The 13,782-nt window shown below is 66.6% G+C and carries 15 protein-coding genes; 11 read left to right on the top strand and 4 right to left on the bottom strand.

All coding sequences use genetic code 11. From position 1 onward, the window contains the following. The first annotated feature begins 9 nt into the window (after positions 1 to 9). The 7 genes from LJ725_RS06345 (at position 10) to LJ725_RS06315 (ending at position 7,107) form a co-directional block, all read left to right on the top strand. Positions 10 to 897, top strand: coding sequence for a LysR family transcriptional regulator (locus LJ725_RS06345; protein WP_230549799.1), 888 nt, complete (start codon positions 10 to 12; stop codon positions 895 to 897). Positions 898 to 995: 98 nt separating this feature from the next. Beyond that, entirely contained in the window at positions 996 to 2,273 is a 1,278-nt protein-coding gene (locus LJ725_RS06340; protein WP_230549798.1) for a serine hydrolase domain-containing protein, read from the top strand. A 26-nt stretch (positions 2,274 to 2,299) separates the two neighbouring features. Then, positions 2,300 to 3,490 (top strand): substrate-binding domain-containing protein, encoded by a 1,191-nt coding sequence (locus tag LJ725_RS06335; protein ID WP_230549797.1) that lies wholly within the window; start codon positions 2,300 to 2,302, stop codon positions 3,488 to 3,490. A 101-nt stretch (positions 3,491 to 3,591) separates the two neighbouring features. After that, positions 3,592 to 4,344 (top strand): ABC transporter ATP-binding protein, encoded by a 753-nt coding sequence (locus tag LJ725_RS06330; RefSeq protein WP_230549796.1) that lies wholly within the window; start codon positions 3,592 to 3,594, stop codon positions 4,342 to 4,344. Then, positions 4,337 to 5,062: an ABC transporter ATP-binding protein gene (locus LJ725_RS06325; RefSeq protein ID WP_230549795.1), complete on the top strand. Its 726-nt coding sequence runs from the start codon at positions 4,337 to 4,339 to the stop codon at positions 5,060 to 5,062. Before LJ725_RS06330 ends, LJ725_RS06325 begins: the two co-directional genes overlap by 8 nt. A 10-nt stretch (positions 5,063 to 5,072) precedes the next feature. Then, the gene (locus tag LJ725_RS06320) at positions 5,073 to 6,047 is read left to right on the top strand and encodes a branched-chain amino acid ABC transporter permease (RefSeq protein ID WP_230549794.1); all 975 of its coding nucleotides are present in this window, start codon (positions 5,073 to 5,075) and stop codon (positions 6,045 to 6,047) included. 4 nt (positions 6,048 to 6,051) lie between these two features. Next, a complete protein-coding gene (locus LJ725_RS06315) occupies positions 6,052 to 7,107 on the top strand; it encodes a branched-chain amino acid ABC transporter permease (RefSeq protein WP_230549793.1) in 1,056 nt (351 codons plus the stop codon). 3 nt (positions 7,108 to 7,110) lie between these two features. Here the strand turns inward: LJ725_RS06315 and LJ725_RS06310 are convergent, their stop codons facing one another. The 3 genes from LJ725_RS06310 to LJ725_RS06300 all read right to left on the bottom strand — a co-directional run bounded on the left by LJ725_RS06310 (position 7,111) and on the right by LJ725_RS06300 (position 9,146). Beyond that, entirely contained in the window at positions 7,111 to 7,503 is a 393-nt protein-coding gene (locus tag LJ725_RS06310; RefSeq protein WP_230549792.1) for a DUF1398 domain-containing protein, read from the bottom strand. A gap of 9 nt (positions 7,504 to 7,512) precedes the next feature. Beyond that, a complete protein-coding gene (locus LJ725_RS06305; protein ID WP_230549791.1) occupies positions 7,513 to 7,959 on the bottom strand; it encodes a MarR family winged helix-turn-helix transcriptional regulator in 447 nt (148 codons plus the stop codon). A gap of 113 nt (positions 7,960 to 8,072) precedes the next feature. Then, complete coding sequence (locus LJ725_RS06300) at positions 8,073 to 9,146, bottom strand: TauD/TfdA family dioxygenase (protein WP_230549790.1); 1,074 nt, start codon at positions 9,144 to 9,146, stop codon at positions 8,073 to 8,075. Positions 9,147 to 9,229: 83 nt separating this feature from the next. Here LJ725_RS06300 and LJ725_RS06295 point away from each other — a divergent pair, with 83 nt between their 5' ends. Next, entirely contained in the window at positions 9,230 to 10,363 is a 1,134-nt protein-coding gene (locus tag LJ725_RS06295; RefSeq protein WP_230549789.1) for a hypothetical protein, read from the top strand. 4 nt (positions 10,364 to 10,367) lie between these two features. Here LJ725_RS06295 and LJ725_RS06290 read toward each other — a convergent pair whose 3' ends face one another. Then, the gene (locus tag LJ725_RS06290) at positions 10,368 to 10,847 is read right to left on the bottom strand and encodes a GNAT family N-acetyltransferase (protein ID WP_230549788.1); all 480 of its coding nucleotides are present in this window, start codon (positions 10,845 to 10,847) and stop codon (positions 10,368 to 10,370) included. Positions 10,848 to 10,894: 47 nt separating this feature from the next. Between LJ725_RS06290 and LJ725_RS06285 the strand changes: the two genes are divergently transcribed. The 3 genes from LJ725_RS06285 to LJ725_RS06275 all read left to right on the top strand — a co-directional run bounded on the left by LJ725_RS06285 (position 10,895) and on the right by LJ725_RS06275 (position 13,781). Beyond that, the gene (locus tag LJ725_RS06285) at positions 10,895 to 12,043 is read left to right on the top strand and encodes an iron-containing alcohol dehydrogenase (RefSeq protein WP_230549787.1); all 1,149 of its coding nucleotides are present in this window, start codon (positions 10,895 to 10,897) and stop codon (positions 12,041 to 12,043) included. A gap of 137 nt (positions 12,044 to 12,180) precedes the next feature. Next, positions 12,181 to 12,957 carry an SDR family oxidoreductase gene (locus LJ725_RS06280; protein WP_230549786.1) on the top strand — a complete coding sequence of 259 codons (777 nt, stop codon included), beginning with the start codon at positions 12,181 to 12,183 and terminating at the stop codon, positions 12,955 to 12,957. Positions 12,958 to 13,016: 59 nt separating this feature from the next. Next, positions 13,017 to 13,781, top strand: a complete 765-nt coding sequence (locus LJ725_RS06275) for a sulfite exporter TauE/SafE family protein (protein ID WP_230549785.1) — start codon at positions 13,017 to 13,019, stop codon at positions 13,779 to 13,781. Position 13,782 lies beyond the last annotated feature (1 nt).

Here is a 13,782-nt window from a genome sequence, read left to right as displayed (position 1 = left end):
ATTCTGAACATGGACAAGAACTGGGACGATCTCCGCATCTTCCTCGCTTTGGCGCGGGGCGGCACGCTGACGACGGCGGCGAAGGCCCTGGGAGTCAGCCATCCCACGGTGTCGCGCCGGGTACAGGTGCTGGAAAAGCAGATCGGCGCCCGTCTATTCGACCGGTTGCCCGACCGGTTCGTGCCGACCAGTGCGGGTGAGGAGCTGCTGGCGGACACCGAGGCGATGGAGAAGGCGGCGCAATCCATCCACCGCCGCAGTGCCGGCCTCAGCGACACGGTGAGTGGAACGGTGCGCCTGTCGGCGGAAGAAGCGACCGCCGCGCTGATCGCCCGCTATTCCGCCGAGCTCCGGAGCAAGCTCCAGCAGATCGAGTTCGAAGTCGTGTCGAGCCATACGCTGGCCAACCTCTCGCGCCGCGAGGCCGATCTGCTGATTCGCGAGCAGGTGCCGGAGTTGCACGGGATCGTCGCGCGCAAGCTCGGGCGGCTCGCCTATGCGATCTATGCCGCGCGAAGTCTTCCAGTGAAGAAGACCACCCCGGCGGCGCTGGCCGCGCTGCCCTGGGTCGGCTTCGACGACGATCATCTCCGCATGCAGGGGCAGAGCTGGCTGCTGGAGTTCCGGGGCGGACGCCGGCCGGAAATCCGCGGCAACAACTGGCTGGTCCTGCACGAGGCGGCGCGCACCGGTGCCGGGCTCGCGGTGCTGCCGTGCCACCTCGCAGATCCCGATCCGATGCTGCGTCGTGTCGGCGGCGTGATCCCCGACGTCTTCGCCGACCAGTGGCTGCTGGTCCATCGCGACCTGCGCGCGCTGCCGCGTGTGCGCGCCGTCATGGACGCCGTCATCGCGCTCTTCCAGCGCGAGCGCCCGCTGCTCGAGGGGCGGTCCTGAGGCAGGTAGGTGAGCCACTCCGGAGGCTCTGAGCTACAACACCTGACGAGCATCCTTGTCGGGCGTATGCTCCCACAAAACATCGGGGGAGAGACACCATGACGAGACTTGCTTTCGCGACCGTCGGACTTGCGTCGCTGGCTTTCGTCGGATCGATGCTGGCGCCGCCGGCCCAGGCCCAGAACTGGGTGCTGCCGATGGCGGCGAAGCCGGAGGACGTCGGACTGTCGTCGGCGCAGTTGAAGCGCATCGAGGCGGCGACGCAGAAGCATGTCGACGACGGGCTGGTACCGGGCGCTGTCATGCTGGTGGCACGGCGCGGCAAGGTCGCGTGGGTCTCGACGCTGGGCAAGCGCGACCCGGCGGCCTCGCCCGATCCGATGAAGCCCGACGCGATCTTCCGCATCTATTCCATGACCAAGCCGATCGTGAGCCTGGCAGTCATGCAGATGGTGGAGGAAGGACGGCTGCAGGTCAGCGATCCGGTATCCAGGTTCCTGCCCGAGATCGGCAAGATGAAGGTCGCGCAGGAGAAGACCGCCGCCGACGGGACCCACTCGCTGCTGCTGTCGGACCCGGAGCGGCCGATGACGGTGCAGGACCTGCTGCGCCACACGTCGGGCCTGATCTACGGTGGCCGCGGCACGTCGCTGGTGAACCAGGCCTATGTCGCCGCCAAGATCGGCGACCGCTCGATGAGCAACCAGGAGTTTGTCAGCAAGCTCTCGACCCTGCCGCTGCGCTTTTCACCCGGTGCACGCTGGGAATACGGCGTATCGACCGACGTGCTGGGCCGGCTGATCGAGGTGGTCGACGGCAAGACCCTGGGGGAATCGCTCTCGGAACGCATCTTCAAGCCGCTGGGCATGGTCGATACGCAGTTCCAGGTGCCGGCCGCCAAGCTGGCGCGGGCCGCGCAGCCGGGACCGCGTCCCGGTGGCCAGCCGATGACGCCGCGCTTCAAGGTCGACGATGGCGCGAAGTATGAATCCGGCGGCGGCGGGCTTACCTCGACGATGGCCGACTACCTGCGCTTTGCCGCCATGCTCGGCAACGGCGGCGAACTGGACGGCAGGCGCCTGATCGGCAAGCAGACGCTGGCCTTCATGACGGCGGACCACACCGGGCCGACGCGGCCGGGCCGGCCGCCGGGACTGGGCTTCGGTCTGGGCTTCGAAGTCAGGACCATGACGGGCGAGGCGGCGCTGCCGGGCTCGGTCGGCGAGTATGGCTGGGCCGGCAACGCCGGAACGCTGTTCTGGATCGATCCGAAGAACGACTTGACTGCAATTTACATGGTGCAGGTGAGCGATCCGGACCGGATTGCGCTGCGCAATCAATTCCGCAGCATGGTGCAAGCCGCGATCATCGACTAGAAGGGCCTCTTCTAAGGAGGTTCTTCATGATCCGTCGTTCGTTCCTGGCGCTGTCGGGCCTGCTTCTGGCCGGGCCGGTCGCCGCCCAGCAGCCGCCGCTCAAGGTCGCGCTGATCTACAGCAAGACCGGTCCGCTCGAAGCCTATGCGCGGCAGACCGAGGCCGGCTTCATGCTGGGCCTGGAATACGCGACCAAGGGCACGATGGAAGTCGACGGCCGCAAGATCCAGGTCATCCTGAAGGACGACCAGTTCAAGCCGGACCTCGCCAAGGCCGCCCTCGAACAGGCCTATGGCGACGACAAGGTCGACATCGCCGTCGGCACCACGGGCTCGGCGGGCGCGCTCGCCATGCTGCCGGTGGCCGAGGAATACAAGAAGCTGCTGATCGTCGAGCCGGCCGTGGCCGACCAGATCACCGGCGAGAAGTGGAACCGCTACATCTTCCGCACCGGGCGCAACTCCACGCAGGACGCCCTGGCTTCCGCCGCGACCCTGAAGGACGAGAACATCAGCATCGCCACGCTCGCGCAGGACTATGCCTTCGGCAAGGACGGCGTCGCCGCGGTGAAGGCGGCCCTTGCGGCCGTCGGTTCCAAGGCCAAGGTGGTCCACGAGGAGTATGCACCGCAGGCCACGACCGACTTCACCGCCTCCGCGCAGCGCATCTTCGACGCGCTGAAGGACAAGCCCGGCCGCAAGGTCGTGGTCGTGGTGTGGGCCGGCGCCCACCCGCTGCCGAAGCTGATGGACCTGAAGCCCGAGCGCTTCGGCATCGAGATGGCACCGGGCGGCAACCTGCTGCCGGTGATGGCCGGCTGGAAGCAATTTCCCGGCCTCGAAGGCGCGATCTACTACTACTGGGGCTTCCCGAAGAACCCGGTGAACGACTGGCTGGTTACCGAATACAAGAAGAAGAACAACGGCGTGCCGCCGGACTTCTTCGTCGCCGGTGGCATGAGCGCGGCCATCGCGCTGGTCGAGGCCGTCAAGAAGGCCAAGTCTACCGACAGCGAAAAGCTGATCGCCGCCATGGAGGGCATGAGCTTCGACACGCCCAAGGGCACGATGACCTTCCGCAAGGAAGACCACCAGGCCCTGCAGGAGATGTACCACTGGCGCATGAAGAAGGACGCGCCGGACAATGTCGACCTGCTCGAACTGGTGCGCGTGATCCCGGCGTCGGAGATGACGCTGCCGATCAAGAACAAGCGCTGACGCGAAGACTGTCATCCCGAGCGTAGCGAGGGACCTTTGCTGGACAGTAAAGGTCCCTCGGCCTGTGGCCTCGGGATGACAACTTTGCTTTGCATCGACGAATGCTCGAAACCAAGGACCTCACTATCCGCTTCGGCGGACATGCGGCCGTCGACGGGGTGTCGTGCGCCTTCGAGAAGGGTACGCTCACCTCGATCGTCGGACCGAACGGTGCGGGCAAGACAACCTACTTCAACCTCATCTCCGGGCAGCTCCCGGCCACCTCAGGCCGCGTCACCCTGAACGGCGAGGACATCACGAGCCTCGCCGCGCCGCGCCGGACGCGGCTCGGTCTCGGCCGTGCCTTCCAGCTCACCAATCTCTTTCCCAATCTCAGCACGCTCGAGAACGTGCGCCTGGCGGTGCAGGTGAAGAGCGGCAAGGGCTACGACCTGTTCAGCCGCACGCTCACGCATCGCGAGCTGATCGACCAGGCGATGGCGCATCTCGCTGCCGTATCGCTGGCCGACCGCGCCCAGGCGATTGCCGCGACCCTGCCGCACGGCGACCAGCGCAAGCTCGAGGTCGCGATCCTGCTGGCGCTGGAACCGGACGTGTTCATGTTCGACGAGCCGACGGCCGGCATGAGCATCGACGAGGTACCGACGATCCTCGACATCATCGCCGCCATCAAGCAGCGCGGCGACAAGACCATCCTGCTGGTCGAGCACAAGATGGACGTGGTGCGCTCGCTCTCCGACCGCATCGTGGTGCTGCACCAGGGCAAGCTGGTCGCCGACGGCAAGCCCGCCGAGGTCATCAACTCCGACATCGTGCGCGAAGCGTACCTTGGCTCGACGGCAGACCATGGCTGAACCTCTCCTCTCTCTGCGCGGCGTGCAGACGCATATCGGCCACTACCACATCCTGCACGGCGTCGAGTTCGACGTGGCCGAGGGCGGGCTCACCATGCTGCTCGGACGCAACGGGGCGGGGAAGACCACGACCCTGCGCACCATCATGGGCATGTGGCGCGCGGCCGCCGGCGAGATCCGCTTCGATGGACGCGACATCACGAACATGCCCACGCCCGACATCGCGCGGCTGGGGATCGCCTACGTGCCCGAGAGCATGGCGATCTTTGCCGACCTCACGGTGCAGGAGAATCTTGTCCTGGCGGCGCGTTCGGGGCCGATGGACCAGAAGCGGCTGGACTGGATCTTCGGGCGCTTCGAGGCGCTGAAGCGGTTCTGGATGCTGCCGGCGGGGCTCCTGTCGGGCGGCCAGAAGCAGATGCTGGCGGTGGCGCGCGCCATCATCGAGCCGCGCCGCCTGCTGCTGATCGACGAGCCGACCAAGGGGCTGGCGCCCGCCATCATCGCCAACATGATCGACGCGTTCCGTGAGCTGAAGGACGGCGAGTCGACCTTGCTCGTGGTCGAGCAGAACTTCGCCTTTGCCCGCCAGCTCGGTGATTCCGTCGCGGTGATGGACGACGGCAGGGTGGCGCACCAGGGCGGAATGGCGGCCTTTGCCGCCGACTCCGCGCTGCAGCAGCACCTGCTGGGCCTCGGCATGGACACGCACCAATGAAACGCGCCCCATGAAACGTGATTGGCTCCCGCTGCTGCTCATCCCGGCCCTGATGATCGGCGCCCTGCCGCTGATCGGCTCGCCGGCGAGCTGGGTGACGCTCACCGTCGCGGGGCTCGCGATGGGCTTGATGATCTTCATCATGGCCTCGGGGCTCACGCTTACCTTCGGCCTGATGGACGTACTCAACTTCGGCCATGGCGCCTTCATCGCGGTGGGCGCTTTCGTGGCGGCGAGCGTCATGCTGGCGCTCGCGCCGTGGATGACGGCGGACTCGATCTGGCTCAATCTCGCGGCCATCGGCCCGGCGGTGCTGGCGGCGATGGTGGTGAGCGGCGTGCTGGGGCTGGGCTTCGAGCGGGTGATCGTGCGACCGGTCTATGGCCAGCACCTGAAGCAGATCCTGGTGACCACCGGCGGCCTGATCGTGGCCGAGCAGCTCCTGAAGGTGATCTGGGGACCGGACCAGATCACGCTCAGCCGGCCGACGGCGCTGCGTGGGGCGTTCCTGTTCGGCGATATCGCGATCGAGAAGTATCGCGTGCTGGCCGTCGTCGTGGGTCTTGTCGTGTTCGCCGCGCTGGCGCTGACGCTCAACCGCACGCGGCTGGGGCTGCTGATCCGGGCCGGCGTCGAGAACGGCGAGATGGTCGAGGCGCTGGGCTACCGCATCCGCCGCCTGTTCGTCGGCGTGTTCGTGGTCGGCTCGGCGCTGGCGGGCCTGGGCGGCGCCATGTGGGGCCTCTATCAGGAGACCGTGACGGCGGCGATCGGCGCCCAGGTCGCCGTGCTGGTGTTCATCGTCATCATCATCGGCGGGCTTGGCTCCGTCGGCGGCTGCTTCGTCGGCGCGCTGCTGGTGGGACTGACGGCCAACTATATCGGCTTCCTCGCGCCCAAGGTGGCGCTGGGTTCCAACATCCTGCTGATGGCGCTGGTCCTGCTGTGGCGGCCGCAGGGCCTCTATCCCGTGGCGAAGAGGTAGGACGATGCTGCGCTCGATCCTGTCCGACGACCTGCCGAGGAGCCGCTGGCTGGCGCTGGCGCTGGTCGCGATCCTGGTGGGGCTGGCGGTCGCGCCGTTTCTGTTCCCCGGTGCCAAGTCGCTGAACGTCGCGGCCAAGATCTGCGTTTTCATCGTGCTGGCCGCATCGTTCGACCTGCTCCTGGGCTATACCGGCATCGTTTCCTTCGCCCACACCATGTTCTTCGGCATCGGCGCCTATGGTGTCGCCATCTCGCTCACGCGCATGGGGGCGGGGTGGGACGCGGTCGCGGTGGGTACGGTGGCCGGCCTGCTGCTCGCCATCGTGCTCGCGACCGTGATCGGCCTGTTCAGCCTGCGCGTGCGCACGATCTTCTTCGCCATGATCACCCTGGCGGTCGCCAGCGCCTTCGCGATCCTGGCGTCTCAACTTTCCGATCTCACCGGCGGCGAGGACGGGCTGAACTACCGGCTCCCGGCGGCGCTGCGCGCGTCGTTCTCCTTCGGCGACACGTTGTTCGGCGTGAGGCTGAACGGCCGCCTTCTCGACTACTATCTCGTCTACACCGCGTCGCTGGCCCTGATCCTGGTCCTGCTGCGCATCGTGAACTCGCCATTCGGCAGCGTGCTGATGGCGATCCGCGAGAATCCGTTCCGCGCCGAGGCGATCGGCTACCGCACCGTGGTCTATCGCACCATCGCGAGCTGCATCGCCGCCGCGACGGCAGCGCTGGCCGGGGCGCTGCTCGCCCTATGGTCCAGCCAGACCAATCCCGACACGACGCTCAGCTTCGACATCATGGTCGACATCCTGCTGATGGTCGTGATCGGCGGCATGGGCACGATGTACGGTGCCGTGATCGGCGCGGTGCTGCTGGTGTTCGCCCAGAACTACCTGCAGGACCTGCTGGCCGTCGCCAACAAGGCGCTGCTGGGCGTGCCGCTGCTCGCCAACCTGTTCCATCCCGACCGCTGGCTGCTGTGGCTGGGCGTGGCCTTCATCCTCTGCGTCTATTTCTTTCCGGCGGGCATCGTCGGCCGCCTGCGCCAGAAGCGCTGAACCTCAGCGGTTGGCGGGAAACGGCTCGACGTAGGTCTCGCCGCTGCGACCGCAATAAACGGCGCGCCGGCCCTGCATCGAGACCAGATAGCCGACACAGCCGGCTTCCATGATCTGACGACAGAAGGTCAGGTACTTCGTCCGGCCCGCCTGTATCGACCGCACGGCCGCCAGGACGCTCTCGGCCGAGAAGGAATCAGCCGGTCGTGTGTCGACCGGTCGGTACGTTACGCGATGGGACTGGCCGTCGGGCATGAAGTAGGTCGATTCGCCACGGACGAGGTCGACGTGATAGCGCTCGACGCCGGCGCCGATCAGCCGTTCCACGACCTCGCCGAAGCTGATGCGTTCCTCGTGGGAGGCGAGGGCGCATTCCTCGATGACAGCGACATCCATGCTTCTGTCCTATTCGGTGGGGATGGTCTTGAGATCGTGCCGGCGCACGATGTCGCGCAGCATCTTTTCGAGCGCCGCGCGCTCGGCAGGTTTCAGATGGCCGAAGAACTCCGCGTCGTTACGGTCGGCCAGCGCCGACAGGGCCGGCACGAGCTTTCGTCCGGCCGCCGTCAACGACAGCGTCTGCTGCCGCCGGTCCTCCATCGCTGCGGTGCGCTCGATGAGCTCCTTGGCGATCAGACGATCGGCAAGTTTGGAGATCGCGCCACGGGTCATGCCCAGCCGGTCGGCCAACAGGCTGGGCGCTACACCGTCGCCATCGAACAGGTCGCGCAACACGACCCATTCGGCCACGGTCACGTCGCGGGCCTGCAGCTTGAGGCTGAAGGCATGCGAGACGTGGTTGGACACGAAGCGCAGCCAGTAGCCGAGATGGAATTCGAGATCGGATGCCATTGGTTGACTAGGAAACTAATGAAATATGGTTTCCTAGTCAACCAAATAGATCGGCACCGCGCCACTTCAGCGCGGGGGTTACCCCGCGCGCAGTGGCGCGCGCCCGGCAATGATTACAGTTCGATCTGGCGGATGCCGCCGCGCGGCCGCCCGGCCTCGATTTCCTGCCAGAGGATCTCGTGGCCCTGGGGCAGGGGGCGGTTGTTGCGCATGGTCAGCCAGAGGCGAAGCAGCAGCCGGTCGTGGCCCGACGACGCATCGTCCTCGAACGGCGTGCGCCCGTGATAGGTGACGTGGCTATTGATGAGCTGCAGGTCGCCCGGCTCGAGCGTCATCTCGAAGCACAGTTCCTCCGCGGTCTGCATCAGCACGTCGATCGCCTCGCGCTGGGCGTCGGTGAGCTTCGGCACCCCGGGTGCCATCTGCGCCGCCTCGATGAAGGTCAGCGAATAGTGCGAGGTGAACTTGCCGTCGCGCAGGCCGAAGATCGGCAGCGGGTAGGCGGTCTCGCGCGTCGTCGCCTCGCCGTCCTTCTTGGTGCCTTCCTCGCCGAAGCGGCTGCGCCAGTAGTCCTGGAACAGCAGCTCGAGGAGGTCGGGCCGCCGCTCGAGAATGGCGTTATGGATGGCCGGCGTGGAGGCGAGCTTGCTGACGCCGCCGGCGCGCGCCTGGCGAACGCACAGAAGGCCGACCACGTCGGTGCGGTCGGTATGGAATCGCAGCCCGCCATTGGTCAGCGTGCGGGCATAGGAGGAGAGGAAGGTCGAACCCTTCTCGTCCTTGGTCTCGCCGTAGGTGCGGCCGACATGGGCGCCCTCGTCGCGGATCGCGCGCATCAGCTCGCCGCTGCGATTCTGGAAGACCGGCGTCCCGATATGCGTGCCGATCGCGAAGTAGAGGCGGCGCAGGTCATCTTCCGAATAGCGATCGACCGGAATGCCGCGCAGCTTGACGATGCCGCTACCGTTCTCGAGTTCGTCGGCGATGTCGTCGAACAGTTCGTCGAGCGAGGGCAGGTAGAAGTCTTCCCGTGTGATCTCCTGCCACGGCATGCCGCCGAGACCCTTGAGAGCCGCGTCGAGTTCATCGACGCCATCGGGAGTCAGTTCGCGAATCCAGCGTGAGGAATTCTTGATGTCCTTGCCGTGCCAGACGGACGGACCGGTCAGAGGGGTGCGATTGCTCATGAATGATACAATAGCAGAGGGCTCCCCCTGTTGCTCAACGGTCAATCCGCCGCGCATAGTGCGTGCAGGGGAGAGAAAAATTCATGATGACCGCGTTCGCCGAATGGAAGGGCTGGCGCTTCGTCTCCGCCGTCCTGGCCGTTCTCGTCGGTTTCTATTTCGTCTTCTTCGCGGTGACCCGCCCGGCGCTCGACTGGGATGTCGTCGGCTACACGATGGCCGTGCTCAAGCCCGCCGCGATCTCGGCCGACGGCTCGATCGACGTGGTTGCCCTGCACGAGCGAAGCTGGAGCGCGGTGAAGCCTCACTTCTCGCCCGCCGCGCTGGCCTACCTCACCACCGGTTCCAGCTATTCCGAAGCGCAGCATCTCAACCCGAGCGCCCTGATCAGCCAGCTGCCGCTCTACGAGATCAAGTACGGCTACGTCATCGTTCTGAGGTCGATCACGCTGGCGCTGGAGCCGGTACGGGCGATCGTGCTGGTCAGCCTTGTCGGCGCCCTCGGGATCCTGGCGCTGCTCGTCCACGGCGCCTGGCGTCTCGACGGCATCGCGACCCTGGCCTGGCTTCCGATCGTCCTGCTGTTCGGTCTCGGCAGCTTCGCCAGCATGGTGTCGCCGGACACGATCTTCACCTTCGCCTGCGTGGCGGGTATCGCCGCGCTGCTTGCGGAGCGGGTGCGGTTGGCGGTTCTGTGCTTTCTCGTGGCAGTACTGCTGCGACCGGACGGCCTCATCCTGAACGTCGTCCTGAGCATCGTCCTGGCGGCGCGCCGCGAGAACCGCGCCGCCCTGGTGCTCTTGCTGGGCTCGGTTGCCGCCGCTGCCTTCGCCTACTATGCGGGCAGGCACATCGGCTGGTGGGCACAGTTCCATTTCAACTTCGTCGGGCCGCAGAACGTCCTGACGGATTTCGATCCGGCCTTCGATCCTGGCCTCTACGTCAGGATCCTGCTGACGCAGATCGGCACGGTCTCCCACCTGCCGTGGGTGCATGCCGCCGTCGCGGCGGTGCTGACGGCGATCCTGCTGCTCGGCCGGCCCGCCAGCGGCCGCTGGGCCAGTCTGCTGCTGGGAGCGTTGCTGGTCGCCGCGGGCGTGCGGTTCCTGCTCTACCCGTCGTCCGAGATCCGGTTCTACATCCCGCATCTCTTCGGAATTGGCCTGATCATCCTCTATGCCGGACAGGCCTGGTCGCGTCCGGCAGCGGCCGCGTGAGGGATCAGCCGAGCGGTTTGCGCATGTTGATCGACGTCGGCCGATCGAAACCGGGATGGGCCTCCCGCGACGTCTCGCGATAGCCCAGCGATGCGAACAGGCGCTGGTTCTCGGTGAGGACGATGCGCACGCCCAGCCGGACGCCGGCCAGGCCGCGGCGGCGGGCCTCGCCCTCGACCGCCTCGATCAGTCGGCGCGCCAGACCCTGGCCGCGCGCCGACGGCAGTACCGAGAGCCGGCCGAAATAGAGATCGCCCTCTGTCTCCTCGACCAGCACGCAGCCCAGCATCTCTCCGTTCCGTTCCGCGACGATGGCGCCCGCGCCGCGTGCGAGTTCGGCGGCAATCCCCTCGGCGGTTTCGCGGAACGCACCCGATTCCGGCACGAGCTTGCCGCGATACTGCGCAAAGGAAGCCGCGATAGTGGCCGCAAGGGCGGGCGCATCGAGCGCGGTGGCGATGCGCAGGACGGAAGTGTCGCTCATGAGCTTTTTCTCGCGTAGGCTCCGCGCAAAATCGAGAGGAAAAACCAATGGCCCTGATCACATATCTCACCCGGATCCAGTTCGACTTCGGTGCCCTGAAGCTGCTGGAATCCGAATTGCAGCTCATGGGCATGCGCCGGCCCCTGATCGTCACCGACAAGGGCGTCATATCGGCGGGCCTGTGGGCCAAGGTGAAGGAGCAGCTTCCCGGCAACATGCCGATCACGCTCTATGACGGCACGCCCGAGAACCCGACGGAAGCTGCCATGCGCGACGCGCTCAAGATCTATAGGGACGAGGGCTGCGACGGCATCATCGCCATCGGCGGCGGCTCGCCGATGGACCTCGCCAAGGCGGTCGCCCTGATGGCGACGCATCCGGGTCCGTCGCTGCAGGCCTATTCGTTCGTCGAAGGCGGTGCGGGCAAGATCACCGCGGCGGTGGCGCCCATGGTGGCGATCCCGACCACCTCGGGCACCGGAAGCGAAGTGAGCCGCGGCGGCGTCATCATCATGGATTCGGGGCGCAAGCTCGCGATCGGCAGTCCCTACCTGATCCCGCGCCTGGCACTGATCGATCCGGAACTGACGATGAGCCTGCCGCCGCATCTCACCGCCGGCACCGGCATGGACGCCTTGACGCACAATATCGAATGCTACCTCGCCAACGTCTTCAACCCGCCGGCCGACTCGATCGCGCTCGATGGGCTGGAGAAGGCCTGGAAGTATGTCGAGCGTGCCACGAAGGACGGACAGGATCGCGAGGCGCGCTACAACATGGCGGTTGCAGCCATGGAGGGCGCCATGGTCTTCCAGAAGGGACTGGGCGCGGTGCACGCGCTTTCCCATCCCACCGGTGGCCTGAAAGGCTATCGCCTTCACCACGGGACGCTGAACGCGATCTACCTGCCGGCGGTGCTGCGCTTCAACGAGCCCGCGGTCGGGGACAAGTTCAAGCGCGTGGCGCAGGTCATGGGGCTGCCCGAGAGCGAGGCCAGTGCCGCGGGCGTGGCCAATGCGGTGGCGGCGCTCAACGAGCGGCTGGGCATCCCGAAGGGACTGGGCGCGGCAGGGCTTGCACAGGACACGATCGAGAAGATCGCCGAGGGCGCGATGGGCGACCATTGCCACCTGTCGACGCCGCGCCAGCCGACCAAGGCGCAGTACATCGAACTAATCGAACAGAGCTGGGGGTAGCAGAAACCAGAAGACATCGTCGTCCCGAGGAAGTGCGGCGCCGTCTCGAAGGATGGGGAACAACGTGACTGGTCAACCCCCGGCGGCCGCCTGCGCGGCGTCCTCGGGGCCGAGCCCGTGGAGGAAAGGAATAAGACATGAAGGTCAAAGGCAAGGTCTGCGTCGTCACCGGTGCGGCGGGCGGAATCGGCGAGGCGATCGCGAGGCGATTTGCGAAGGAGGGCGCGCGTGGGCTGGTCGTAGCCGACATGGACGGCGGCCGGCTCGACAAGGTCGCGAAAGATATCGGTGCGCTCGCCGTGGCAGGCGACATCGGCCAGGAGTCCGAGGTCAAGCGGCTGATCGCGGAAGCTGAAAAGAAGTACGGCGAGATCGACATCTTCTTCTCCAACGCCGGTATCGGCCGCGGCGGTCACGAGGATGCGACCGACAAGGACTGGGCCGATTCCTGGGCGATCCACGTCATGGCGCATGTCTACGCCGCGCGGGCGCTGGTCCCGCAGATGCTGAAGCGGGGCGAAGGCTACCTGCTCAACACCGCGAGCGCGGCCGGCCTGCTCGCCTCGATGGGCTCCGCGCCGTACGGCGTCACCAAGCATGCAGGCGTGGCGCTCGCCGAGCATCTGTCGATCCAGTATGGCGACCGCGGCATCCGCGTCTCGGTGCTCTGTCCGCAGGCGGTCGATACCAACATGCTGCGCATGGCCGGTGCGACCGCGGCGTCGGTCGACGGCGTGATCAACACCGATGCGGTGGCCGACACGGTGATCGAGGCGATGGACGAGGAGCGCTTCCTGATCCTGCCGCACCCTGAGGTGAAGGAATACATGGCCCGCAAGCTCGACCGCGACCGCTGGCTGCGCGGCATGCGCCGCCTGCGCGACAAGACGGGCGAGGGGCAGGGCAGGCGCTGAACTCAATCTGTTTCACCTCCTCCGTCGGACGGGGGAGGTGAAACAGATGGGCAGTGGTCATGATCCCCTACATCCAATCTCTGTTCGCCGAGACCGGCCTTTGGACTGCGCTGGGCGTCACCCTGGTCGCGGGCCTGATGCGCGGTTTCGCGGGCTTCGGGTCGGCCATGCTGATGGCGCCGGTCTTCGCCATCCTGTTCGGCTCGGCCGAGATGGTGGTGACGGTGGTCGCCATCGAACTCGTCGTATCGCTGCAGCTCTTCCCGCAGGTCCGGCGGCATGCCGACTGGAAGGTGCTGACGCCCATGAGCATCGCGGCCTGCCTCGCCATGCCGGCCGGGGTGTGGCTGTTGGCCAGCGTCGACAAGAACACGATCGTGACCTCGGTGTCGGCGGTGATCGTGGCTTTCGTGATGCTGATGTGGACCGGCTGGAAATACACCGGCCGGCGCTCGACCGCCGCGACGGTTCTGGTCGGCGCGGTATCGGGGGCGATGATGGCGACCACGAGTGTCGGCGGCCCGCCGGTGCTGCTCTATCTCCTGTCGGGAAACGACCCGCCGCAGGTCAACCGGGCCAACATCGTCACCTACTATTTCCTCACGCAGTTCCTGCTGATCGTGATCGTTCTGGCGACCGGCGTGGCGGGCGTCGACGCCCTGGTCCGCGCCGTCGTGCTGTTCCCGGTGATGGTGCTGGGCGCGTGGGCCGGCGGCCGGCTGTTCCATGGGCTGGCGAGCGAGCGGCTCTACCGCAACGTCGCCCTCACCATCCTCTTCCTGACGGGCCTGTTCGGGCTTCTGAGGAACTGGCTGGTGGCCTGAG

Source organism: Reyranella aquatilis (assembly GCF_020880995.1).
In the GTDB taxonomy this organism is placed as follows: Bacteria; Pseudomonadota; Alphaproteobacteria; order Reyranellales; family Reyranellaceae; genus Reyranella; species Reyranella aquatilis.
This window is presented reverse-complemented; position numbering and strand designations above follow the sequence as displayed.